The 24080-nt window shown below is 37.5% G+C and carries 19 protein-coding genes; 13 read left to right on the forward strand and 6 right to left on the reverse strand.

Annotated elements, in window-relative coordinates; genetic code table 11:
• Nucleotides 1-110 precede the first annotated feature (110 nt).
• A complete protein-coding gene (locus EIB73_RS00605) occupies nucleotides 111-860 on the forward strand; it encodes a helix-turn-helix transcriptional regulator (RefSeq protein WP_125021631.1) in 750 nt (249 codons plus the stop codon).
• A 133-nt stretch (nucleotides 861-993) separates the two neighbouring features.
• On the forward strand, nucleotides 994-2550 hold the full coding sequence (locus EIB73_RS00610; protein WP_125021633.1) for a bifunctional metallophosphatase/5'-nucleotidase: 1557 nt from the start codon (nucleotides 994-996) through the stop codon (nucleotides 2548-2550).
• Nucleotides 2551-2600: 50 nt separating this feature from the next.
• Here the strand turns inward: EIB73_RS00610 and EIB73_RS00615 are convergent, their stop codons facing one another.
• The 4 genes from EIB73_RS00615 to EIB73_RS00630 are packed head-to-tail and all read right to left on the reverse strand — an operon-like array spanning nucleotide 2601 to nucleotide 6525.
• Nucleotides 2601-3761, reverse strand: coding sequence for a metal ABC transporter permease (locus EIB73_RS00615; RefSeq protein ID WP_125021635.1), 1161 nt, complete (start codon nucleotides 3759-3761; stop codon nucleotides 2601-2603).
• Nucleotides 3754-4878: a metal ABC transporter permease gene (locus EIB73_RS00620; protein WP_125021637.1), complete on the reverse strand. Its 1125-nt coding sequence runs from the start codon at nucleotides 4876-4878 to the stop codon at nucleotides 3754-3756. The genes EIB73_RS00615 and EIB73_RS00620 overlap by 8 nt, the downstream gene beginning before the upstream one ends.
• 1 nt (nucleotide 4879) lies before the next feature.
• The gene (locus EIB73_RS00625) at nucleotides 4880-5614 is read right to left on the reverse strand and encodes a metal ABC transporter ATP-binding protein (RefSeq protein ID WP_125021639.1); all 735 of its coding nucleotides are present in this window, start codon (nucleotides 5612-5614) and stop codon (nucleotides 4880-4882) included.
• Nucleotides 5614-6525 (reverse strand): metal ABC transporter solute-binding protein, Zn/Mn family, encoded by a 912-nt coding sequence (locus tag EIB73_RS00630; RefSeq protein WP_125021641.1) that lies wholly within the window; start codon nucleotides 6523-6525, stop codon nucleotides 5614-5616. The genes EIB73_RS00625 and EIB73_RS00630 overlap by 1 nt, the downstream gene beginning before the upstream one ends.
• A 247-nt stretch (nucleotides 6526-6772) precedes the next feature.
• Here EIB73_RS00630 and EIB73_RS00635 point away from each other — a divergent pair, with 247 nt between their 5' ends.
• Nucleotides 6773-6973 (forward strand): hypothetical protein, encoded by a 201-nt coding sequence (locus tag EIB73_RS00635; RefSeq protein ID WP_125021643.1) that lies wholly within the window; start codon nucleotides 6773-6775, stop codon nucleotides 6971-6973.
• A gap of 75 nt (nucleotides 6974-7048) precedes the next feature.
• On the opposite strand, the gene EIB73_RS00640 is transcribed toward EIB73_RS00635, so the two are convergent.
• On the reverse strand, nucleotides 7049-7492 hold the full coding sequence (locus EIB73_RS00640) for a ferritin-like domain-containing protein (RefSeq protein ID WP_125021645.1): 444 nt from the start codon (nucleotides 7490-7492) through the stop codon (nucleotides 7049-7051).
• Nucleotides 7493-7954: 462 nt separating this feature from the next.
• Between EIB73_RS00640 and EIB73_RS00645 the strand changes: the two genes are divergently transcribed.
• From EIB73_RS00645 to EIB73_RS00655, 3 genes are all read left to right on the forward strand, one after another.
• The gene (locus EIB73_RS00645) at nucleotides 7955-9991 is read left to right on the forward strand and encodes a heavy metal translocating P-type ATPase (protein WP_125021647.1); all 2037 of its coding nucleotides are present in this window, start codon (nucleotides 7955-7957) and stop codon (nucleotides 9989-9991) included.
• Nucleotides 9992-10071: 80 nt separating this feature from the next.
• A complete protein-coding gene (locus EIB73_RS00650; RefSeq protein WP_125021649.1) occupies nucleotides 10072-10518 on the forward strand; it encodes a hypothetical protein in 447 nt (148 codons plus the stop codon).
• Between the two features lie 289 nt (nucleotides 10519-10807).
• Entirely contained in the window at nucleotides 10808-11239 is a 432-nt protein-coding gene (locus EIB73_RS00655) for an META domain-containing protein (protein ID WP_125021651.1), read from the forward strand.
• A 153-nt stretch (nucleotides 11240-11392) separates the two neighbouring features.
• Here EIB73_RS00655 and EIB73_RS00660 read toward each other — a convergent pair whose 3' ends face one another.
• On the reverse strand, nucleotides 11393-12391 hold the full coding sequence (locus EIB73_RS00660) for an SDR family oxidoreductase (protein ID WP_125021653.1): 999 nt from the start codon (nucleotides 12389-12391) through the stop codon (nucleotides 11393-11395).
• Nucleotides 12392-12994: 603 nt separating this feature from the next.
• Here EIB73_RS00660 and secD point away from each other — a divergent pair.
• The 7 genes from secD to EIB73_RS00695 all read left to right on the forward strand — a co-directional run bounded on the left by secD (nucleotide 12995) and on the right by EIB73_RS00695 (nucleotide 24062).
• Entirely contained in the window at nucleotides 12995-15916 is a 2922-nt protein-coding gene (gene secD / locus EIB73_RS00665; protein ID WP_125021655.1) for a protein translocase subunit SecD, read from the forward strand.
• Between the two features lie 342 nt (nucleotides 15917-16258).
• Entirely contained in the window at nucleotides 16259-17494 is a 1236-nt protein-coding gene (locus EIB73_RS00670; RefSeq protein WP_125021657.1) for a TCR/Tet family MFS transporter, read from the forward strand.
• A gap of 139 nt (nucleotides 17495-17633) precedes the next feature.
• Nucleotides 17634-17957, forward strand: a complete 324-nt coding sequence (locus tag EIB73_RS00675) for a Sec-independent protein translocase subunit TatA/TatB (protein ID WP_125021659.1) — start codon at nucleotides 17634-17636, stop codon at nucleotides 17955-17957.
• Nucleotide 17958: 1 nt separating this feature from the next.
• Nucleotides 17959-18540: a phosphatase PAP2 family protein gene (locus tag EIB73_RS00680; RefSeq protein ID WP_125021661.1), complete on the forward strand. Its 582-nt coding sequence runs from the start codon at nucleotides 17959-17961 to the stop codon at nucleotides 18538-18540.
• Between the two features lie 94 nt (nucleotides 18541-18634).
• Nucleotides 18635-21466 (forward strand): DNA polymerase I, encoded by a 2832-nt coding sequence (gene polA / locus EIB73_RS00685; RefSeq protein WP_125021663.1) that lies wholly within the window; start codon nucleotides 18635-18637, stop codon nucleotides 21464-21466.
• A gap of 86 nt (nucleotides 21467-21552) precedes the next feature.
• Nucleotides 21553-22431, forward strand: a complete 879-nt coding sequence (locus EIB73_RS00690; RefSeq protein ID WP_125021665.1) for a glycosyltransferase family 2 protein — start codon at nucleotides 21553-21555, stop codon at nucleotides 22429-22431.
• Between the two features lie 8 nt (nucleotides 22432-22439).
• Complete coding sequence (locus tag EIB73_RS00695; protein ID WP_125021667.1) at nucleotides 22440-24062, forward strand: amidohydrolase; 1623 nt, start codon at nucleotides 22440-22442, stop codon at nucleotides 24060-24062.
• Nucleotides 24063-24080: the final 18 nt, after the last annotated feature.

Genomic DNA, 24080 nt, shown 5'->3' on the forward strand with positions numbered 1-24080 from the left:
TTAAAAATATATGGTTGTAAACTAAAACGCTTAGTAAAATTTAGTACATTTGCTAAGTGCACTAGACAAATGTACAAAATAATTTTAATAATGCAAATATAATTAGCAAGATGTTATTACTATTTGGGAAAAATTTGAAAAAGATTCGAAGTGTTCATGGTTTAAGTCAGCAGCAATTTGCAGATATATTTGATTTAAAGCGCGGTACATTAGGTGCTTACGAAGAAAACAGAAGTAATCCCAAGCTGGAAACAGTAATCAGGATTGCTAATCATTTTAGTATTGGAGTGGAGGATTTACTCATTTCTGAATTAACGGTCAATAAATTGTTAAAGTTTAATGAGCGTTTGGCAGTGGAAAGTGATTTTTTTAAAGATTTTGAATTTGAAGGAATTCCCTGTGTTCTGCCAAAAAATAAGTCGGAATTTATTAAAAATTATTCTGTAGGATTTGATCTGGCTCAGCTGTCAGAGCTTAAACTGCCTTATGTAGAAGTTGAAAATCGTCTTGCCTTTGCTGTAGATGATTTAGCGATGACCAGGGGACTTGTTGAATTTTTTCCGAAAGATATTGTTGTAGGGTTAAAAATTATTGTTGAGGATATTGAGGAAAATAATTTAGTTGTAGCCTTAACTAAAGATGAATTGCTGTTGCGGAGGTTTAGTAAAGATCACCAGCATTTTATTTTAAAAGCTGATCATCACGGTGTGGAAGATGTAAAACTCTTGCCTGAGGATTTAATTTGCATCTGGAAAATTGAACACGTTTTTAATTACAGTCTTCGTTCCAAAGAAATTCTTTTAGAAAATCGTCTGGCGGTCATTGAAGAAACGATCGCTTCTTTAAAGATCCAAAAATAAATTTGAAGATCGTTTTATTTTAAGTAAAATAGAAATAAGTTTCAGAATAATTTTAAACTGATACCAGATTTCATGTAAGGTTAATTTGGGTAATCATTTAATTAGTAATAACTTGTGTCTCAAACTACTGATTATGAAAGTGCAATTTTCTTTTTATACCCTAATTTCTTTACTCCTTTTATCATCCTGTAAAACCCTGACAACTTCTGCTCCTCCTGTTGTTGATGACGGAAAAATTACGGTCACTTTTGTCCAAATCAATGATGTTTATGAGATTGCTCCCTTGCAAGGCGGCAAGGTGGGTGGAGTAGCACGGGTCGCAACTTTGAAAAAGCAGGAACTTGCTAAAAATCCGAATACTTTCCTGGTGATGGCAGGGGATTTCTTAAGTCCATCTGTTTATAACAGTTTGAAATATGAAGGAAAGAGTATCCGCGGAAAACAAATGGTTGAATCCCTTAATTCTGCCGGTTTAGATTGGGCGGTCTTCGGAAATCATGAGTTTGATATTAAAGAAAGTGAATTGCAGGACCGAATGAATGAATCCACTTTTAAATGGATCGCCTCCAATACTTTTCACAAAACGAAATCGGGTGTCGCTCCCTTTGAAAAAGTCACTTCTTCGGGGAAGGAATCTATTCCGGAAACTTATATTATGAATGTTCAGGATGAGGATGGAACCCAAGCAAAAATTGGATTTATGGGCTTAACGCTGCCCTTTAATAAAACAGATTACGTTGCATACACAGATGAATTGAATGCCGCTGAAAAATTATACAGTGAACTGAAAGAATCCTGCGATGCGGTAGTTGCGATTACGCATTTGGCTGTAGAGCAAGATAGTATTTTAGCACGTCGAGTTCCTGGTTTAGCGCTGATCATGGGCGGACATGAACATGATATGCAGTTCAAAAAAATAGGAAAAATATACATTACAAAAGCGCACGCCAATGCGAAGTCGGCGTATGTAAATCACCTCACGATCGATGTGAAAAATAAAACCACTTCTGTCATTCCTGAATTGCGAATGATTGATACTGCGATTCCGGAAGATCCCGCTACAGCACTGGTCGTTAAAAAATGGATGGACATTGGAGAGCAAAATTATGAAGCGCTCGGCTTTAATGCGAAACGGATCATTCGAGATAGAGGTGAACCTTTGGATGGGCGGGAGGAAATGATTCGCAGCGGTAAAACCAATTTAACCCGCATTGCAGTATCGGCCATGGAAAAAGCGGTACCAACTGCAGATGTCGTACTTCTGAATTCCGGTTCTATCCGCGTGGATGATATTCTTCAAATGCCGATCACTGAGTATGATATCATTCGAACATTACCGTACGGTGGCTCCATTTTGGAAGTTGATATGCGGGGAAGCCTTTTAATTAAAGTTTTGGAAGCGGGTCGTAACAATGTAGGGTCCGGCGGTTTTCTACAATATTCAGCAGATGTTAATTATGATACAACAAGAAAAACCTGGACGTTGAAAGAGAGGTCTATTGATCCTGCAAAATCTTATCACGTTGCGCTTGCAGATTTTTTAATGACAGGAGGTGAAGCAAATATGGCCTTTTTAAATAAGGATAACCCTGATATCATTAAAATTTATCCGACCATTACCGCAGTCTCAGATCCGCGGTCCGATTCACGTCTGGCGATCATTAAATATATGGCTGAACTGGGCAAGTAAATGGCGAATTAATGTTCCATAAAAGTAAACCCTTACTTTTATGAACCCTTTTATCCCCGAAATAAAAAGAAATCATCTTTCATGTCCTCGATCTGTGCATCTTCATTGGTGATGATGTAATCAATGGCTTTGGTGGTGAACTCATTTCCTTTTTCAGTTAATGAAACGATGTGGTCATCAATAGTGAATAAATTATTTTTGAGGCCTAAGTTTAACACGGTTTTACTTCGAACCTTTTGCCAGTTAATATGGTCGGTGAGGTGATTGAAGTGACGTTCTTCTTTTTCTTTGTGATTTTTAAGATGTAGAATAAAAGTAATTATAGAGACTTCGATCCTTTGTTGTTTTTCACGATATAGTACAGCAATTAATCCTTTACTTGGAGCAAATAAATAAACTGCTAAAAACACGATGCCCAACATGGTAGCAATACTTCCCGCAATCGAGGCATCTAAATAGTTTGCCGCCCAGTAACCGGAAATTGCACTGAACACACCGAAGAAGCAGGCCAACAGAATCATTTTTGTTAAGTTTGATGTAAGTAAATAAGCAGAAGCGGCCGGCGCAATCATCAAAGCGACCACCAAAATAGCTCCCACTGCATCAAATGCACCGACGGTGGTAACTGACGCGACACTCATAAGACCATAGTGAATAATCGCCGGAGAAAATCCCAGTGAAGTAGCAAGTCCGGCATCAAAAGTGCTGATTTTTAATTCTTTATAAAAAGTAAAGAGGAGTGTGAGCGTCACAAGTAATATTATTCCAATCACCCACATTGATTTGGGGCCGAGATCTATTCCATCATAATAAAGTCGGTCAAAAGGCGAAAATGCCAATTCCCCCAATAACACAGCGTCAATATCCAGATGAACATCATTGGCATATTTTGCGATCATGATAACGCCAATACTGAATAATGCAGGAAAAACTAACCCAATAGCGGTGTCTTCCTTCACGAGTTTTGTCTGCTGAATTTTCTCTACCAAAACTACCGTGAGAACTCCTGTTAAAGCTGCCAATAAAATAAGCCAGGGCGAATTAAGATCTTGGGTGATAAAAAATCCCACTACAATTCCCGGTAATATAGAATGGCTGATGGCGTCGCTGATCATCGCCATTTTCCGGAGAACCAAGAAAGTCCCGGGTATGGCGCAGGCGATGGCAACCAGGCTTGCGATAAGCTGTATTTCTAATTGTGCGCTACTCATCTTTCAGATTTTGATTGTACATATTGGTCGCAGCTTCTACACCTTTTGGAGTCATGCTCCACATTTCACCGTGTACTTCTACATACTTTTTATTAATCAGTTTTCGCAAAGCTTTTCGGCTGTAGCCCCGAAGATTATTTAGAATTTTGATGGCGTGTGGATGGGAAATGTCTTCATGATCTTCCACAATATGATACATAAAAGCTAAAGTCTTTTGCAGTTCTAAATCGTCGCGGTTCTTTATTAACCGGATCTGCTTAAACAAGAGTCCGCGTTTTGGAGAAAAAATAAAAGAAAACAGAACGAAAACAGATGCTACCAAAACAATCACCGGTCCTGTAGATAAATTATTTTGCGTTGAGCTAATTGCGGTTCCGAAAACTCCGGCACTTGCACCCAAAATCGCGGCTAAAAATACCATCAAGCCTAAACTGTTTGTCCACTGTCGGGCAGCTGCGGCGGGCGCTAAGAGCATGGCACTCATTAAAACAACACCCACGGTCTGTAATCCTAAAACAATGGCAAGCACAATAAAACTTGTGATTAAAACATCGATCAACTTCGTATTAAAGCCTAGGGTATGCGCATAATCTTTATCGAAAAGCAAGATTTTAAATTCTTTCCAGAAAAGAAGCAATACAATTAAGCATAAGCCTGTGACAATACTCATTAACCAGACATCGCTTTCTACTAAAGTGGCAGCTTGTCCGAAAAGGTATTTATCTAATCCTGCTTGATTGGCATTGGGTTGTTTTTGAATAAAAGTTAGGAGCAGCATTCCAAATCCGAAAAAGACGGAAAGTATCAATCCTAATGCGGTATCTGATTTTAAGTGAGTTTTGGTGGTAATTCCCCGAATCCAAAAAGTTCCCAGAAGCCCGCTGATTAATGCGCCAATTAAGAGAATATGCGTGTCTTTGGAACCCGTAATTAAAAAGGACAAAGCGATTCCCGGCAAGGCGGCATGAGAAATGGCGTCGCCTAATAAGCTCTGTTTCCGTAAAACCGCGAAACTGCCCAGCATTCCTGTGACTCCGCCTAAAATGGCAGTTCCCAAAGTAATGGTGCGCAGCGTATAATCACTGAAAACGAGTTTGATGTATTCTAGGATATCCATTTTATTTCTGAATACTTACTTTGTAGTTAATTCCGTAAGTTTTGGTGAGATTTTCATCATTAAAAATGTCTTTTACAGGACCGGTCGCAATTTTTTTTACGTTAAGAAATGTTACCCAGTCGAAGTATTCGGGAACGGTTTGCAGGTCGTGATGTACCACGACAACGGTTTTGTTGGCTTTCCGAAGTTCTTTAAGAATATTGATAATGGCCACTTCCGTGGTTGCATCAACACCTTGGAAGGGTTCATCCATAAAATAAATTTCAGCATTCTGCACCAAAGCTCGGGCTAAAAAAATACGCTGTTGTTGTCCACCTGACAGTTGGCTGATTTGCCGCTCTTTAAAAGAGAGCATTCCTACTTTTTCCAAAGCTTCCAAAGCTTCTTTTTTTTCCTTTTCTCTCGGGCGCTTGATCCAGTCTAAATTACCGTAAGTTCCCATCATCACGACATCTAGAGCGGTTGTGGGAAAATCCCAGTCCACACTTCCTTTTTGTGGAACGTAGGCGACTTTCTTCCGCTGTGAATCATAAGGTTGATCAAAAATTTTTACGCTGCCTGCGAGCGGTTTCAGAATTCCCAGGATGGCTTTTATTAAAGTCGATTTTCCGGCTCCATTCGGTCCAACAATCGCCATTAAAACTCCTTCCGGAATTTGCAGATCGATATCCCAAAGAACAGGTTTGTAGTTGTAGGCTACCGTGAGATCATCTATTTTAACTGCTATTTTATCCATTATTTTAGGGCGTTTACAATGGTGTGAACATTAAATTTAAACATGCCGATATACGTTCCTTCCGCTGTTCCAGGATTACCAAGCGCGTCGGAAAACAAAGTTCCACCGATCATTACCTTATGATTCTTAGAATTTACCGCCGCCTGCAAAGCTTCTACGGTGCGTTTCGGAACAGAGCTTTCTATAAAAACGGCCTTCACTTTGTGATCAATAATGTAAGATGCCGTTTTCTGAACATCCTGAACGCCAGCTTCAGTCGCGGTCGATAAACCCTGTAGACCAACGACCTCAAATTGGTATGCTCTGCCAAAATAAGAAAACGCATCGTGTGCAGTGACCAAACGCCTTTTGTCCAAGGGAAGAGTCGCGATTTCAGCTTCTACTTCTTCCCTCAAAGTTTTAAGTTTTTTCAAATATTCTTGAGCATTAGCCTGAAAAACAGTTTTATATTCCGGTCGTGCTGCCGACAATTGATCTGCGACGAAAACGGTGATTTTTTCCCAATTCGTAATATCAAACCAGATGTGAGGATCATAGTTGGAAGCGAAAAGAGTAGAACCAATCAGATCTTTTTTATCTAAAGCGTCTGAAACTGCCACGGTCTTAATATTTTGTTTTTGCATTTTCTCAAAAACTTCTACTAATTTTCCTTCCAGGTGAAGTCCGCCGTAAAGAATCATATCGGCATTGAATAGTTTGGAGACATCGCCTTCACTGGCTTTATAAAGGTGCGGATCTACGCCTGCACCCATTAAACCTTGTACAACCACTTTGTCACCGCCTATGTTCTGTACCAGATCAGTGATCATGGAAGTCGTGGTTACGATGTGGAATTTGTCGCTTTTAGGTTTTTTTTCTTTACAGCCTAAAATAAAAAAGCTAAAAAGAGTAATAAATATAATTTGTTTCATGAATCTAACATTTGTAGCGAAGTTATAAAAAAAAGTTGATTTACACCGACTTGCATTTTATTACTTTATCATAAATAAATATAAATCAACATCTTATATATCTAAGAAGAAATTGTTTATTGATAAAAGTTTACCATTTGAAATGAAAAAGGGACTTTCCGGAAAGCTTAATTGTGGGTTTTTAGGAGAATTTGATTTAAATTATTTTTATTAATTTAGTTTGAACAACTTTAATAAACACCAGACCATGAAAACCTTTCACCCTTTCTTTATCATCGGAACATTTGGAATTATTCTCACTGCCATAATGCATATTATTTTTGCTCTATTATTTGAAATTATCTCTGCACATTCTATTTTCTTTACGCTGTATCCAACTTTTATTGCTTTTCTTATTTTGGGAACCGCGATAATTTTTAAGAAGGAAAAAGAATCTCCAACTTTATAATTACCTCATGATATAGTGGTCACAAAAAAAGGTTTCCCTTTGAGGAAAACCTTTTCTATTTGTACTTGCTAGTAATTAAGCAGCAAAACCTTCCATTGTTCTAAGTGAAGCCAAGGCTTTGTCAACAGAATCTTTTTGCGTTCTAACTAGATCTTTTACATCTTGTGGTAGAATTTCATCGGTTAACATTTCTCCATATTCTGCGGAAAAAGCTTCTTCTCCTCTGATACATTCATCATAAATTGCTTTGTCGCCATTTGTGAAAGCATCTCTGATAGAGATCCAAACGCGGTGTAGATCTCCTGCGATACTCGTTCCTTTGTCTGGTTCGCCACCATATTTAGCAATTAATGCTTTGATTTGGTGTCCAAAATCGTATCTATTTTTGGCTTGGCTCTCAAAATATGATCTTAATGAAGTGTGCTCAATTTTTTCAGCGGCTTCTTTATATCCTTTTTCAGCGTCGTAATTCTTTGTCAATAAATCGTTTAGTAAGCTTACTACTTTGTAGTTTTCCATTGTATATTTTTTTAGTGTAATTTCTTATGTTTATACAGAAAACATTCCATTATCTGGAAATTGGTAAGAATTAACACAGTTTAACATCTATGTGTTAGCAAAAAAAAATGAAGGACCTGGCATCATCGAATGGGATGTCCATTTAAAATATTTTATGACTCATCTAAAAGATTTGAGGAACAATTGACCTCGTGCTATAGTATTTAATCTGGTAAGCTGTTGCTGATAAGACGAATTATTTGGCCGGAACTGCTGCCAAAATCATAAAAAAGGTCCTATAATATTGATTATGATACCGAATTCTCATCATTTCTTTTGCATGATACACTTTGGCATTATTGTTACCGCAAAAAAAAAGGATTAAAAATTTTAAATAAGATAGATTATAAGGTCTGTAATTTTAAAATAAAATATAGTATATTTCTACTATTCAGAAAAGAGTATCACCTTCAACAATAATAAATGGCACATCAACATATTTACGATAAAAACGGAAAGCAAATCTGCTGTACAGAGACTGAAAAAAATTACAAGGATGCTCAGGCTGAAGAATTAATTGTAGAAAAAGAGCATGCACACGTGCATAGTGACGATGATGGTCACGGTCACGATCACAGTCATAGTGAGGGAAGCTTAGCACAAATGTTTATTCCCGGCATCATTTCTTTTGTATTATTAATGGTTGCCTTATATCTAGACCATTTTTTGAAACCGGCTTGGTTTTCTGAGTATGTGAGATTGGGATGGTATATCGCGGCTTATCTTCCTGTAGGTTTACCCGTTTTAAAAGATGCTTTTATCAGCATTAAAAGTGGTGGCATCTTTTCAGAATTTTTTCTAATGGGAATTGCCACCATCGGTGCTTTTTCAATCGGTGAATATCCGGAAGGGGTTGCCGTTATGCTGTTTTATTCAGTCGGCGAAGTTCTACAAACAATGGCGGTAAAGCGAGCGAAAACCAATATAAAATCATTGCTCGATCAAAGACCCGAAGAAGTCACCATTATAAAAGATAATAAAACTGAAATATTAAAAGCTGAGAAAGTAAACATTGGTGATATTATCCAGTTGAAACCCGGAGAAAAATTGGGTTTAGATGGAACGTTGATTTCTGAGAAAGCTTCTTTCAATACTTCCGCGCTGACAGGCGAGAGCATCCCGGATTCTAAAATAAAAGGAGACGCTGTTTTAGCGGGTATGATCAATTTAAACACGGTTGCTCAAGTAGAAGTGACCACAGCGTTCTTAGACAGTAAGTTGAGCCGCATCTTAGAAATGGTTCAGAATGCCACTTCCCAAAAAGCGCCAACGGAACTTTTTATCCGCAAATTTGCAAAAATATATACCCCAATTGTGGTGTTTCTGGCCCTGGGAATTTGTCTTTTACCTTACTTTTTTGTGTCAGATTACCAGTTTGAAAATTGGCTTTATCGCGCACTCGTTTTTCTGGTTATTTCCTGTCCATGTGCTTTGTTGATCAGTATTCCATTAGGATATTTTGGGGGAATTGGTGCGGCCAGTAAAAATGGTATTTTGTTTAAAGGAAGTAATTTTTTAGATGTTTTGTCTACCATTCAAAATGTGGTGATGGATAAAACTGGAACACTTACGGAGGGTGTTTTCAAAGTGCAGGAAGTTGTTTTCAAACCCGACTTTAATCAGAATGAAATTTTAGAAATGGTGAATGCTTTAGAAAGTCACAGCACGCATCCTGTAGCAACTGCAGTTCAAAATTTTGTTGGTCCTGTAAATTCAACCATTAAAATTGAAAATATTGAAGAAATACCCGGACACGGTTTAAAAGGAATTATTGAAGGAAAAGAATTGTTGGTCGGAAACTTTAAACTGATGGATCAGTTTAAAATCGTTCATTCGGTCGATACTCAAAAGATCATTCACACCGTTATTGCAGTAGCTTACGATTCCAATTTTGTAGGCTACCTGACCATTGCGGATTCTATAAAAAGCGATGCAAAGAAAACGGTCGAACTTTTAAATAAATTGAAGATTAAAGTGACCATGTTGAGTGGCGACAAAAACACGGTAGTTAAGGACGTTGCACACCAGTTGGGAATTAAAAATTCGTTTGGAGATTTGCTTCCCGAAGATAAAGTGAATAAAATTAAAGAAATCAAAGCTCGCCAGGAAACCGTTGCCTTTGTAGGCGATGGCGTAAATGATGCACCTGTTGTTGCCCTGAGTGATGTTGGAATTGCCATGGGCGGGTTGGGGAGTGATGCCACCATAGAGACTGCCGATGTTGTCATTCAGGATGATCAACCCAGCAAAATTCCGATGGCGATTAATATCGGGAAACAGACCAAAAAAATTGTCTGGCAAAATATTATGTTGGCTTTTGGAGTAAAAGTTATTGTGTTGATTCTGGGGGCGGGCGGAATCGCGACCATGTGGGAAGCTGTTTTTGCAGATGTCGGAGTGGCGCTTTTAGCAATATTAAATGCAGTAAGGATTCAAAGGATGAATTTTTCCAGATCATAACACCGGTAATTTGATATTATTCATGTAGCTTTAATTTTAATTTAAAGGATTTTTTTATTAATTCACTTATAAGGTCAAACATGAAAATAGTATTAGTTCTTTTATTATCTCTAAATTTTAGTTTAGGTTTTGCCCAGAAGACAGAAAAAGTTTCTACAAAAACCGTTGCAGATAAATTTGAATCCAGAAGTCCACAAGATCCCTCAGTTCCGCCGCCGCCGATAATGGTATTTCCTGCACAATTTCCGGGTGGCAATAAAAAGTTTGTCGATTTGGTAAAACTAAATTTGAGCACGGAAGCAAAAAGTCCATCGTCTAAAATTCGTAAAACAGAGATCATTTTAAAAATAGATGCAGGCGGAAATGTTTTAAATATATCAACTTTCGGCGAAGATGAGGTTTTTAATAAAGTGGTCAAAGAAGCCACCCGGAAAATTACAGAAAATGTAAAATGGGAACCTGCAAAAAATAGGGAAGGAGTAAAAGTGATTGAAGTCGTCAGAATTCCTATTCATTGGAAAGGTTAGAGAATTTTCTTTTATATAATTAGTTCCTTTAAAAATCCTGTTATTAAAATTTTAAATTCAGCAAAGTAAATTATCAACTTTCTTTGCATGATTTCTTTTAATGTCAGTCGTTTATAAAGTTTAACTATAAATCGAACTTGAGTGTCAGGTAGGATATCTCCTTTTTATCTTATTAAAGAAATTCCCTACTCATTAGCACACATATTGCAAGTTATGGAATTAGCAAAAAAAGCCGTATTTCTTCACTGATGCTTTTTTTAACTTTAATCATTAAATAAAATAAAAAAATATGAAAAGACACACGCTGTTTTTAATCGCTTTAATTTCTGTATTTATGGTATCATGTACCATGAATAGGATGGGAGATCAATCAAAAATCTACGACAATGATTGGGAACTGGAATATGTTACGGGACCGAGAATTGCATTTCAAGGTTTGTTTCCTGAGGAAAAACCGGTAATTACTTTCAATAAGTCCATGAATACAGCAACAGGAACTACAGGTTGTAATGGTTACAATGCTGCTTATAAAATGAACGGTAAAATGATCTCATTTCAAGATCCCGCGATTACAACCATGAGATATTGTGGTGATGGTGAAATTATTTTCTTGAAGACGATGAAAGAGATTACAAACTATCGTATGACCACAGACGGTAAACTAGAACTTTTAATGAATGATATTGTCATGATGAGATTTAAAAAATCCTTTAGCAGATAAAATTTATATATTTAAAATAGAAAAGCAAGAAATTAATTCTTGCTTTTTTTTGTGAAAATTTTGAAGGAATAATTTTGAATTTTCCTTTGCATAGATTTAAATATGAAGAATTTAGATCTTTTAAATCCATCTTAAATCTTCATATTTTTAGTATTACTTCTTTTTATTTTTCTTATTTGACTTCACATACAAAAATCCAATTGCAAGACCTGTCGCCATCATCATGACGGTTTTCGTTCTTTTAGAGGGAACCGGAATTGCCAGTTCACCGTAAATTCGATGTGGATCGTCTGAAGCGGTATTCACATTTCCATCTGTATTGGTGTCGGCATGAGGTTTCATGGCCAAACGTAAAGCTGCAGAGGCGGTATTAATAATCGTTTCGGGAAACAAACCGTACAAAACTTTCATCATTCTTGCATAACCATCCGTGATGATGCTTTTCTTCGGATTTTTTGCAGCGCTTACCATTTGTGCTGCCAACTCACGTGGATCTACTGAAAAAGGAGGGATCTTAAAATCAAGTCCTGAATATTTCGCGGAATGCATATTTCCTGTAGACCGCTGAATTCCCGGGTAAAGACCGACAATATGAATATTGGGTTCGTTTGAAACTTCGCCCTGTAAGCCTTCAACCATTCCCCGAATTCCAAACTTAGTACTCGAATAAGCGGTGGAATAGGGAGCCGGCATCCAACCACCAATTGATACATTGTTGATCAGTATTCCTTCTTTTTGTCTTTTAAAGATCGGTAAAACGGTGTGAGCACCGTGTAGAAATCCGAGAAGGTTTGTTTTCACTACCTGATCCATGGTTTCTACAGGAATATCTTCAAATTTTCCGCTCGCCATAACGCCCGCATTGTTTACCCAAATATCGATTCTTCCATTAAATTGCAAAGCCTGTTGCGCCAGATTTTTAACGTCGTCAGCATTCGATACATCGGTGGGTACACCCAAGGCAACAACGCCTAAATCACGGCAAAGGGAAACGGTTGCATCCAACCCTTCCTGACCTCTTGCAGCGATAACCACATTACAGCCTTCCAGCGCAAATGCTTCGGCGGCAGCGCGTCCAACGCCACTCGTTCCTCCTGTGATGACTACGGTTTTACCCTTCAACTCCCGATATTGTATGTCCTTGTTTTCCATAATAATAAATTGTTAAATAATGTTGTGTGCTTATATTGGTATCAATTATTATGCAATTCATTTGCAAGTAACACTATTGATCATTTATAAAAACATGTTAAACTGTAAATTTCTCCTTCCAATTATTTAAAGCGGAATAAATGAGGTCTAAATTATTTTGATCCTGGAAATAAAAATTGTGATCATACTTCTTTAGTTCTGAGTCCGTTTTTTTCTTCCATAAATCTTTCAACAAATGGTCATTAAAATGAAATCAATGCTTTCGCATAATTAGTGAATGATCTACTGAAAGCAGATAAACTTCTTCTACGGCATTTTATGCAAGGTGTTTATTAAGGCTATCTCAAAAAATGGGAACCTTAATAAAATATTTTTGTACAAACCTTTAATACAAATTCCATCCGCAGTAAAGTTGCTTTCCCATTTTTTTTAGGGAAGAATATTAGCGATTATTCATTACTCTGTTTAAGTTTTTATTAATACGGAAACGCTTTCAGCAACCTGACTTCGGAAAATTTAAAAATGAGTTGTTAAATAATTCTTAATTATATTGAAAAACATTATATTTGCCGACTATAATTTTAATGTTGTAAACTATTAACAATGCAAGGAAAAGGACTTATTACGCTGGTTGCGGTTATTCTGGGACTTATTTGTCTTAATGAATTGTTACCAACATGGTATGCTGGTAAAATCGAAAAGCAAGCTACTGCTGTTGCGGGAACCAACCCGGTCAAATATCAGGAGGAAATGGCGAGGCTTTCGAAAGACACTCTGAATCTCGGATTTACAAAATTGTATTATTCCAAAGCAAAGGAGAAAGAAATGAAGTTGGGTCTGGATTTAAAAGGAGGGATTAACGTTCTTTTAGAAATCAACCAAAGAGATTTGGTGAACGATCTAACCCAATATTCTACAAATCCTATTTTGCTGGAGGCACTCGACAGAACCGATAAAGCACAGAAAAATTCGACGAAAAACTACATCGAGAATTTCTTTACCGAATTCGACGCGGTGAATAAAGAGAAAGGAACCAACCTTAAACTTGCGGATCCGGAAATCTTCGGAAATACCAATCTTACAGAAATTAAATACAACTCGTCTGATGATGAGGTTCGAAATATTATCAGAAGAAAAATAAGTGCTTCCGAAGGATCTGCTTATGAAGTAATCAGAACGCGTATTGATAAAATGGGCGTAACCCAGCCAAATGTACAGCGTGTTCCGGGAACCGGAAGAATCTCTGTTGAAATGCCGGGTAGTAAAGATATCGACCGTGTAAAGAAAATGTTGGCGACTTCTGCAAAATTACAGTTTTGGGAAGTGCAGACCGTTCAGGAAGTGATTCCTTACTTAGAACAATTATCGACTATTGTTCCTTTAAAAGCTGATTCTATTGGTGTTTCTAAAAATGCTAATTTAATGAATATGCTTCAGTTGAACTCTTTGAGATCAAGTGGCGTAGGAAACATTAAACTTTCAGATACGGCTGCTGTAAATAAAATTTTAAATTCAAAAATTGCGAAAGACCTTCGCCCTGCGAACATTAAATATACCCAGTTCATGTGGGGTTACAAGCCGGAATCTACCGATCCAAATAATTTAGTTCTTTATGCAATTCGTGGAAACATCAACCAAAAAGCGCCGGTTGACGGTGCAGTTGAATCTGCGAGAGTAAACTATGACGAACTTGGTAGAGTTGTAGTAGACATGCAAATGGACTCTAAAGGTTCTAAAGAGTGGAAAGCAATGACCGCTAAAAACGTGAACAAATCCGTAGCCGTTACATTGGACAATGTAGTTTATACTGCGCCAAACGTGGTTAACGAAATTCCAAACGGTAGAACACAGATCTCCGGAAACTTTTCTCAGGAAGAAGCGCAGGATTTAGTAAATGTTCTTGGTGCAGGTAAACTTCCTGCAAGTGCCAAAATCGTTCAGGCAGATGTTGTTGGACCGTCATTAGGACAGCAATCTATTGATGCAGGGATGCTTTCATTTATTATCGCCTTTTTAGTGATTATCGCTTATATCATTTTCTACTACGGTGGAGCTGGAGTTTATGCAGTAATCGCAATGGTGATCAACTTATTCTACATCTTCGGAATCATGGATTCTGTAGATGCGACCTTAACTTTGCCTGGTATCGCGGGTATCGTGCTCTCCATGGCGATGGCGGTGGATACCAACGTAATTATTTATGAAAGAACCAAAGAAGAACTCTTTGCTGGTAAAAATATTCTGGAAGCGTACAAAGACGGTTTCAAACATGCACTTTCTGCGATTATCGATGGTCACTCAACTACGATTCTAACCGCAATCGTTTTGTATATCTTCGGAACAGGTCCAATTAAAGGATTTGCAGTAACATTGATCATCGGTATTCTGATGACCTTCTTTACTTCGGTATTGTTATCAAGAGTAATGATTTTTGCAAGATTGAATAAAGGAAAAGGCCTATCTGTGTGGACGCCTATGACTAAAAACTTATTTAGAAATGTTTGGATCGACTTTATTGGAAAAAGAAAATATGCCTACATGATTTCTGCTTTCCTTACCATTGGTAGTTTAATTTCAATTTACGTCAATGGCTTTAAATATGGGATCGACTTTACAGGTGGTCGTAACTATGTCGTGAAATTCGATAAACCCGTAGATGCTACTAAGACAGAAGAAGCTTTAATCAAACTATTTGCTACTAAAGATGGAAAACTGTCTGCCGTAGAAGCAAAAACTTTCGGAAGCGGGAACCAGTTAAAGATCTCTACCGATTATTTAATTGATGACGAATCTTTGAAAGCCGATCAAACCATCGAGCAAAAATTATATGAAGGATTAAAGGCAGATCTTCCTGCCGGACTAACTTTGCAGCAATTTAAAGCCGCAGATAATTCTCATGCCGGAATAGTTTCTTCTACGAAAGTAGGACCAACCGTGGCAGATGATATTCAACGAGGTGGAATGTTAGCGGTAGTCGCTGCATTAGCCGGGATTTTCCTATACATCTTGTTGAGGTTTACGAAATGGCAGTTCTCTTTAGGAGCGATCGTTGGTTTGGCGCATGATGCCATTATCATCCTCGGAGTTTATTCCTTATTGCACAAGTATATGCCGTTTAATATGGAGATCAATCAGGATTTCATTGCGGCGATCCTTACGGTGTTGGGGTATTCCATTAATGATACCGTGATTGTATTTGACCGTATACGTGAATATTTACGAGAGAAAAAATCTCTAACATTGGCTGGTTTATTTGATGATTCAATTTCCAGTACGTTGGGTAGAACCTTCAATACCTCATTTACCACAATCTTGGTTATCTTGGCAATCTTTATCTTCGGTGGGGAAAACCTAAGAGGATTTATGTTTGCCTTATTAATAGGGATTGCCTTTGGTACGTATTCCTCCATCTTTGTTTCTTCGGCGATCGCTTACGATTTCTTGAAAGGAAAAGGAAAAGAAGAAAAACTACATGGTAGAACTTCAGTTGACGTAGAAGTCGTTGACAAAAGAACCAAAAAATAAATTTTCAACATAAAATTTTTTAATGTCCTTCGAAAGAGGGACATTTTTTTGTTTAAATGTTTATCGAATATTTTTTGGGCAGCTTTTTCCGCCTTCCGCTCCCGCTTTTTTTACTCCACTGCGTTGCGTAAAAAAGAGCTCCGCTCAAGTCGGGCTGCAAACCCGATTGTACCCGAAACTTTAGCTAAGAATTAAAATCTAATCGTTTTTCAACTTGTAAATTTTTCCAACCGAAGTTTCCCAGCCTTTGTGGTAAAAAATACATAATTTAAGTCGCTTACTTTTTAAGAAAGTAAATCTAATTATTAAAAAACCTTACAAAAAACTATCTTTACACCCGCAATGGAAAAAAAGAAAAAATCAGCCGCAGTCGGTTTCATATTCATCACGCTCCTTATCGATATTACGGGTTGGGGAATTGTTATTCCTGTCGTTCCAAAGCTCATCGAGGAGCTCATCGGAAATTCTGATTTAAGTGTAGCTGCACAATATGGCGGCTGGATTAGTTTTGCCTATGCCGGCACACAGTTTATCTTTGCTTCCGTCTTAGGAGGCTTGAGTGACCGCTTCGGCAGAAGACCCATTATTCTCTTTTCCTTACTCGGCTTTTCTATTAACTTTTTTATTCAGGCGATTGCGCCCACGATCTTTTGGCTTTTTGTCGGGCGTATCTTCTCCGGCATAACAGGTGCCAGTATTACAACAGCCAGCGCCTATATTGCCGATGTTTCCAATGATGATGACCGCGCAAAAAACTTTGGAATGATCGGCGCAGCTTTTGGCGTCGGTTTTATTATTGGTCCTGTCATCGGCGGATTTCTTGGGCAGTATGGCGCAAGAGTTCCATTTTACGCGGCCTCAATTTTATGCCTTATTAATTTTCTTTACGGATACTTTATTCTTCCCGAAAGTCTGGATAAAGAACACCGTCGCCCTTTCAACTGGCGTCGGGCAAATCCAGTTGGATCATTACTGCAGTTGCGGAAACACCCGGAAATTTTAGGTTTGATATCCACACTGGTGCTCGTCTACATTGCCGGACATGCCGTGCAAACAAACTGGACCTTCTTTACAATGTACAAATTCGGCTGGAGCGAAAAAGTAGTAGGGCTTTCCCTCGGAGTTGTCGGTTTGATGGCGGCTTTTGTACAGGGTTATTTGATTCGTTTGATACAGCCAAGATTGGGCAATGAGCGAACCATTGTGTACGGACTTTCATTATACGCCGTTGGGATGATTCTTTTCGCCTTTGCCAGTGAGAGCTGGATGATGTTTGCCTTTCTTGTTCCTTACGGCTTAGGCGGAATTGCCGGACCTGCTTTACAATCGGTCATATCAGCCCAGGTTCCTAAAAATGAGCAGGGCGAATTACAGGGAGCGCTCGCCAGTCTTATAAGTTTTACTGCCATTATTGGCCCGCCTTTAATGACGAATACCTTTTATTATTTTACCCATGATTCCGCCCCATTTAAATTTGCCGGCGCGCCTTTTTTTCTCGGATTTGTTTTGATGGCGATTAGCGTGATTTTGGTTTACCGTTTATTTCCCCGGAAAAAAAAGGAGCTAAACAAACCTTAATTTTAAATGCAAAACTTTATTGCAGAAATTCCCGTAAACAAGTAAGTTAACTCGAAGACATTTTTTTATTTGGTGTTATTTTAATGATAATATGATAAAAAATGAAAATCCATACCATAAACTTTTGTAATTTTGAACCATGGAATTAAGCTTAGGTGAAATGCTGTTGATTGCAGTGGCAATCGTGGTCTTGTTCGGACCTGATAAATTACCGCAGATTGCGCGTGATTTGGGGCAGGGTGTACGCAAAATGCGTGGAGCCATGGAAGATGTAAAATCTGAAATCCTTAAGGAAACTGATAATCCGGTGTCCGAAATTAAAAGAGAAATTGATAAGGTTAAAAAGGCGGCGCAAGATTTTAATCCAATGGCAGATTTAGAAAAAGAAGCCCTTGCCCGAAGAGAAGAACCAAGAATGGACCTTTCAGAAAACGAAGCTCACGAGGGTCCCGTAAGCAGATAATATGTACGAAATCATTCAGGAAGACAAATCGTTATTTCTTTATCTCAACAATTTGGGGAGTCAGACCTTTGATCAGTTTTGGATTATGATTTCTTCAACTTGGATCTGGGTTCCGCTCTATATCATCTTTCTCTATCTGCTTTTTAAAAATTACAAAGTCCGTAATCTGGTATTTATTCTAATCTTTATCGCTTTAGGAGTAACCGTTTCTGATCAGCTGGCGGGAATTTTTAAAACGGGTATTGCACGTTTTCGGCCCTGTCACGATGAAAGTCTTACCGGATTAATGCGTGCTGTAAAATGTGGAGGCCAGTTTGGGTTTTATTCCAGTCATGCGTCCAATACTTTTTTCATTGCCAATTTTATGAGCTTATTGCTTTATAAGAAATATAAATGGCTGCCTTACTTTCTATTTTTGTGGGCAATGATCGTGTCTTATAGCCGTATTTATTTGGGAGTTCATTTTCCTTTTGACATTTTAATGGGTGCTGCAATGGGCTTCTTTCTTGGTGGTTTATTTGGCTCTTTATCTTTAAAAGTCATTTATAAGCAGAATAATTCTGCTCCCACTGCTGGCTTATAAATTTCTTTTTCTTACATAAAATTTCAAACTTTACTTTGGTCAAAACTTATATTGACCATCAAATGCCTCCTATCTTTTTTATATCTTTGCTTCTATGTCAGAAAACAACGATAAACGTCTTTTCCTCATCGATGCGTATGCGATGATTTTCCGTGGATATTATGCTTTAATTAGAAGTCCGCGTGTTACAAGCACCGGAATTGATACCTCCGCAATTTTTGGTTTCACCAACTCTTTAATTGAATTAATCCGTCGTGAAAAACCGACGCATCTTGCTGTCGTTTTTGATGTTGGTCAGGCTAGTGTCCGTACCGAAGATTTCGCTGATTATAAAGCGAACCGAAGCGAAACTCCCGAAGCGATTAAATTAGCCATTCCTTATATTCATCGAATTTTAGAAGCCATGCACGTTCCTATTTTAGGCTTAGAAGGCTATGAAGCCGATGACTTGATAGGAACCCTTTCTGTAAAAGCAGAAAAAGAAGGGTACGAAGTTTTTATGGTGACACCAGATAAAGATTTTGCGCAATTGGTTACCGATCGTGTAAAAATTTATAAACCTGGTTTGAAAGGGGCCGAATTTGAAATTTTAGGCGTTGAAGAAGTCAAAGCGAAATATGAAATTGAAGATCCAAAACAGGTTATTGATTTCCTTGCAATGATGGGCGACGCCGTTGATAATATTCCAGGCTTGGAAGGCGTGGGAGAAAAAACAGCCAAGAAGTTTCTGAAGGAATACGGGAGCATTGAAAATCTTTTGGCAAACACAGCAGATTTAAAAGGAAAGTTGAAAGAAAAAGTAGAAAACTCTGCAGAACGTGGAATCCTTTCCAAAAAATTAGCGACGATTATTTGCGATGCACCGATTGAGTTTCATCAGGAACAATATGATCTAGATACGCCTGATTTCGAGAAAGTAAAAGAGGTTTTCGATGAAATTGAATTCCGACGTTTATACGAAAACTTATATCGTGCGTTCGCTCCAGCAAATGAAAGTGTAAATTCTAATGTAAAACCATCACTTTCAAACCCTCAGCCTGCAAAAGGTGGGAATCAATCCATGCAACTCGATTTGTTTGCCAACTTTGAAGAATTAGATCAGGCCACCACGACCAAAGAAACTGCTTTTGATAATGATCATTTGTACCAGTACATCGATTCGCCCAAAGCGCAATATATTTTTGTTCAGAATTTAATGACTCAAAAGGCAGTGTCTTTCGATACCGAAACCACGTCTTTAGATGAAATGGAAGCCGAATTAATCGGACTGAGTTTCTCCTATAAAAATGGCTTAGCCTATTATATTCCGTTATCAGAAAAGCGCGAGGAAGTTTTAGAAACCTTAGAAATTTTCCGTCCCTTCTTTGAGAAAGAGGATGTTTTAAAAATTGGTCACAATATAAAATTTGATTTCAAAGTTTTAAAACAATACGGCATTACCGTTGAAGGATTGCTTTTCGACACGATGATTGCGCATTATTTACTTAATCCGGATGGTCGGCACGTGATGGAATATCTTTCTGAAATGTATTTGAATTACAAACCAATTTCTCTGGAATCTTTGGTTGGTAAGAAAGGAAAAAATCAAGGGAATTTGCGTTCAGTTTCTTTAGCAGAGCAAACAGAATATGCGAGCGAAGATGCTGACTTGGCTTTCCGTCTTTATCAGGTTTTTGCACCACAATTAAAAAAGGAAAATCTGGAAGATTTATTTTTTAAAGTTGAAATGCCTTTAATGAAAGTTCTTGCCAAAATGGAATTGGAAGGAATTGCGCTTGATAAAAAATGGTTGAAGCAGGAAAGTATCGATTTAGAAAACGATTTGCGCCAATTGGAGAAAACGATTTTTGAACTTTCGGGCGAAGAATTTAATATGAATTCTCCGAAACAATTGGGTGAAGTTTTATTTGAAAAAATGCAGTTGGATCCAAAAGCGAAGAAAACAAAATCTGGCCAATACGCAACTTCCGAAGATATTTTACAAAAATTATCTTCCAAGCACGAAATCATTAAACATATTTTAGAATACCGAACTTATCAGAAACTAAAATCCACTTACGTTGATGCTTTGCCTCTGCAGATTGATAAAAACGATCACCGTGTTCATACCAATTTTTCACAGACGACTGCAGCAACCGGACGTTTAGCAAGTGTAAATCCGAATTTACAGAATATCCCAATCCGGACTTTACGTGGACAACAGATTCGTGGCGCTTTTGTCGCTAATCCGGGAAATAAATTAATTGCAGCGGATTATTCTCAAATTGAATTGCGTTTAATTGCAGCAATTTCAGAAGAAGAGAATATGATCAAAGCCTTTCAAAACGGTGAAGATATTCACGCTTCTACGGCCTCGAAATTATTTAATATTCCTTTAGAAGAAGTTACGAAAACCCAACGTTCACAAGCAAAGACAGTAAATTTCGGAATTTTGTATGGTCAAGGTGCTTTTGCTTTAGCCGAACAAACCGGACTTTCCAGAAAAGAAGCCAAGGAAATGATCGAATCTTATTTCGAAACCTATCCGAATTTGAAAAAGTACATGGCCAATCAGGTCGTGAAAGCGCAGGAAATGGGTTATGTTGAAACGATTTTAAATAGAAAAAGACATTTAAAAGATATCAATTCAGCCAACTTTGTCGTTAAAGCACACGCCGAAAGAAATGCTGTAAATGCACCAATTCAGGGAAGTGCAGCCGATGTTATTAAACTTGCGATGATCAAGATTGATGAGCAACTCACCAAACAGAATTTAAAAACGAAAATGCTTTTGCAGGTTCATGATGAATTGGTGTTTGAAGCGCCGGAAGAAGAATTAGAAATCGTAACCGCTTTAATTAAAAAGGAAATGGAATCTGCTTATGAAACCACCGTTCCTTTATTAGTCGAAGTTGGAGTAGGAGATAACTGGTTGGAAGCGCATTAGTAATTTTAAAAATTGCGAACCCGAAGGGTTCAATGTTAATAACCAGTGGTGAAACCAGTGGAGACAATAAGGAAAAAATATAAAAGTTGAAATTCCTCATCATCATTCCCACGCACAACGAAGAGAAGAATATTCTTTTCACTTTGAAATCTTTGCAACAGCAGACTTTTCAGGATTATTTCTGCGTAATAGTTAATGATGGTTCTACAGATAAAACCAGAGAAACTGTTGAGGATTTTGTTAAAGATAATTCAAAATTTAAACTGAAGAATTTAGAATTATCAAAGCATGAACCTGGCGCCAAAGTAGTTCGTACATTTAATAAAGGTTTGGAGTCTGTAGATTTAAACAAATTTGATATCATTTGTAAATTCGATGCAGATATTATTTTTCCTTCAGATTATTTAAAGAAAGTCAATCAGGTTTATGAAACGCAACCAAAAGCCGGAATGGTTTCCGGGATTGTTAAAATAAAGAAATCCATTTTTGAAAAATCTTTGGTCTTTGATTTTCAAGATGAAAAACGCCAATGGATCTATGAAAATATATCTTCTAAAAACCATATTCGGGGACCTATAAAATCCTATCGTAAAGAATGTTTTCAGGATATGAAGGGATTGCGCTCGGTTTTAGGTTGGGATAATATCGATGTAATGTTGGCCAAGAAAAATGGGTGGGAAACTGTTACCATTAAAGATTTATGGGTGAAGCATTTACGCCCTACAGCTTATCAATATAAAAATCAGAAAGCCGAAAAACTTGGGGAATATTTTTATAATATCGGTTTGAATCTACCTTTAGCAATAATTTCTTCCGGGAAATCATCAGTAAAAAATAAATCGGTTTCGGAATTTTTTACGACCATGAAATCTTTTTTAAAACAAAAAGGAAAAAAGGAATTGTCAAAGGAAGAAATAAAATATATCAGAAATTTACGCTGGCAACAGATGTTCAACAGAAAATAAAAAGCAACATGAAAAAAATAATTTCCATTTTAAGCGTTTTCTCCTCAATCGTTTTGCTTGCGCAGAAAAATGCAGATCTTATTATCACAAATGCTAAAATATATACCGTCAATCAAAATTTTGATACGGCAGAATCGATGGCGATTTCAAACGGAAAAATTGTTGCGGTTGGAAAATCTGCCGATATTCTGAAAAATTATAAATCTTCAAAGGTTCAGGATTTACATGGAAAAACTGTTTTTCCAGGATTGATCGATGCACATTGTCATTTCACTGGTTATGCTACCGACAAATGGAAATGTGAATTGTGGGGTACAAAATCCTGGGATGAAGTTGTGGCCCGGATTTCAGAGTATGCGAAGACCGCTCCAAAAGAATGGTTGTACGGAAGAAGTTGGGATCAGAATGATTGGGTAATTAAAGAATTTCCAACCAAAGAAAAATTGGATCAGTTGTTTCCGAACCGTCCGGTTTATTTAAAAAGAATTGACGGACATGCTGCGGTTGCGAATCAAAAAGCCCTTGATATTGCAGGAGTTACAAAAGATTCAAAAATTCTGGGTGGAGAAATCGAAGTTAAGAATGGAAAACTGACCGGGATTTTAGTCGATAACGCAATGACTTTAGTCGAAAAGCATATTCCTGAAATTGAAGATAAAATGGCGATTCAGTATTTTTCGGAATTGCAGAAAGAATGTTTTTCTTATGGTTTAACCTCACTTCATGATTGCGGAATTACCGAAAAAACTTTGGACCGTTTAGAAAAAGCGCAGTCGGAAGGTCAATTACAAATGAAGATTTTCGCTTTGATGGAAGACAATCCTGACTATTATGACCGCTGGATCGAAAAAGGAAGATATACCAATAAAAATATTACAGTTGGCGGATTTAAAGTCTATTCTGATGGAGCCTTAGGTTCCAGAGGAGCCAGTTTAAGACATGATTATTCTGATAAGAAAGGCTGGAGAGGTTTTTTATTGAGCGAAAGAACGCATTTTGAAAACTTGGCAAAGAAATTAAAAAACAGTGATTTGCAAATGTGTACGCACGCCATCGGAGATTCGGCAAACAGAACTATTCTTCAAATTTATGGTGATGTTTTGGGCACTAAAAATGACAGAAGATGGAGAATGGAACACGCGCAAATTGTTGATAAAAATGATTTTGATTTGTTCGGAAAATATTCAATTATTCCTTCAATACAACCAACTCACGCCACGTCCGATATGTATTGGGCGGAAGATCGTTTAGGAAAAGACCGTTTGAAATATTCTTATGCTTACGAAGATTTATTGAAACAAAATGGTTGGCTTCCTTTGGGAACTGATTTCCCGGTGGAAGAAATTAGTACTTTAAAAACATTTTATTCTGCGGTTGCAAGAAAAGATTCTAAGCATTATCCGGAAAACGGCTTTCAAAAAGAAAACGCGTTAACGAGAGAACAGGCAATCCGTGGAATGACGATTTGGGCAGCAAAAGCCGCTTTCCAGGAAAATGAAATCGGAAGTTTAGAACCGGGGAAATCGGCGGATTTCATTATCGTTGATCAGGATTTAATGACTGTTCCTGAAGTTAAAATTTTAAATACCAAAGTTTTAGAAACCTATAGCAACGGAAAGAAAGTTTTCTAACCAAACCTTAAACTCACC

This window comes from Kaistella carnis, assembly GCF_003860585.1.
Taxonomy (GTDB): Bacteria; Bacteroidota; Bacteroidia; order Flavobacteriales; family Weeksellaceae; genus Kaistella; species Kaistella carnis.

Bases quoted from the DNA above. Each gene is read 5' to 3' on its own strand.
- EIB73_RS00605 (WP_125021631.1), top strand. From the start codon at position 111: ATGTTATTACTATTTGGGAAAAATTTGAAAAAGATTCGAAGTGTTCAT.
- EIB73_RS00610 (WP_125021633.1), top strand. From the start codon at position 994: ATGAAAGTGCAATTTTCTTTTTATACCCTAATTTCTTTACTCCTTTTA.
- EIB73_RS00615 (WP_125021635.1), bottom strand. From the start codon at position 3,761: ATGAGTAGCGCACAATTAGAAATACAGCTTATCGCAAGCCTGGTTGCC.
- EIB73_RS00620 (WP_125021637.1), bottom strand. From the start codon at position 4,878: ATGGATATCCTAGAATACATCAAACTCGTTTTCAGTGATTATACGCTG.
- EIB73_RS00625 (WP_125021639.1), bottom strand. From the start codon at position 5,614: ATGGATAAAATAGCAGTTAAAATAGATGATCTCACGGTAGCCTACAAC.
- EIB73_RS00630 (WP_125021641.1), bottom strand. From the start codon at position 6,525: ATGAAACAAATTATATTTATTACTCTTTTTAGCTTTTTTATTTTAGGC.
- EIB73_RS00635 (WP_125021643.1), top strand. From the start codon at position 6,773: ATGAAAACCTTTCACCCTTTCTTTATCATCGGAACATTTGGAATTATT.
- EIB73_RS00640 (WP_125021645.1), bottom strand. From the start codon at position 7,492: ATGGAAAACTACAAAGTAGTAAGCTTACTAAACGATTTATTGACAAAG.
- EIB73_RS00645 (WP_125021647.1), top strand. From the start codon at position 7,955: ATGGCACATCAACATATTTACGATAAAAACGGAAAGCAAATCTGCTGT.
- EIB73_RS00650 (WP_125021649.1), top strand. From the start codon at position 10,072: ATGAAAATAGTATTAGTTCTTTTATTATCTCTAAATTTTAGTTTAGGT.
- EIB73_RS00655 (WP_125021651.1), top strand. From the start codon at position 10,808: ATGAAAAGACACACGCTGTTTTTAATCGCTTTAATTTCTGTATTTATG.
- EIB73_RS00660 (WP_125021653.1), bottom strand. From the start codon at position 12,391: ATGGAAAACAAGGACATACAATATCGGGAGTTGAAGGGTAAAACCGTA.
- secD (WP_125021655.1), top strand. From the start codon at position 12,995: ATGCAAGGAAAAGGACTTATTACGCTGGTTGCGGTTATTCTGGGACTT.
- EIB73_RS00670 (WP_125021657.1), top strand. From the start codon at position 16,259: ATGGAAAAAAAGAAAAAATCAGCCGCAGTCGGTTTCATATTCATCACG.
- EIB73_RS00675 (WP_125021659.1), top strand. From the start codon at position 17,634: ATGGAATTAAGCTTAGGTGAAATGCTGTTGATTGCAGTGGCAATCGTG.
- EIB73_RS00680 (WP_125021661.1), top strand. From the start codon at position 17,959: ATGTACGAAATCATTCAGGAAGACAAATCGTTATTTCTTTATCTCAAC.
- polA (WP_125021663.1), top strand. From the start codon at position 18,635: ATGTCAGAAAACAACGATAAACGTCTTTTCCTCATCGATGCGTATGCG.
- EIB73_RS00695 (WP_125021667.1), top strand. From the start codon at position 22,440: ATGAAAAAAATAATTTCCATTTTAAGCGTTTTCTCCTCAATCGTTTTG.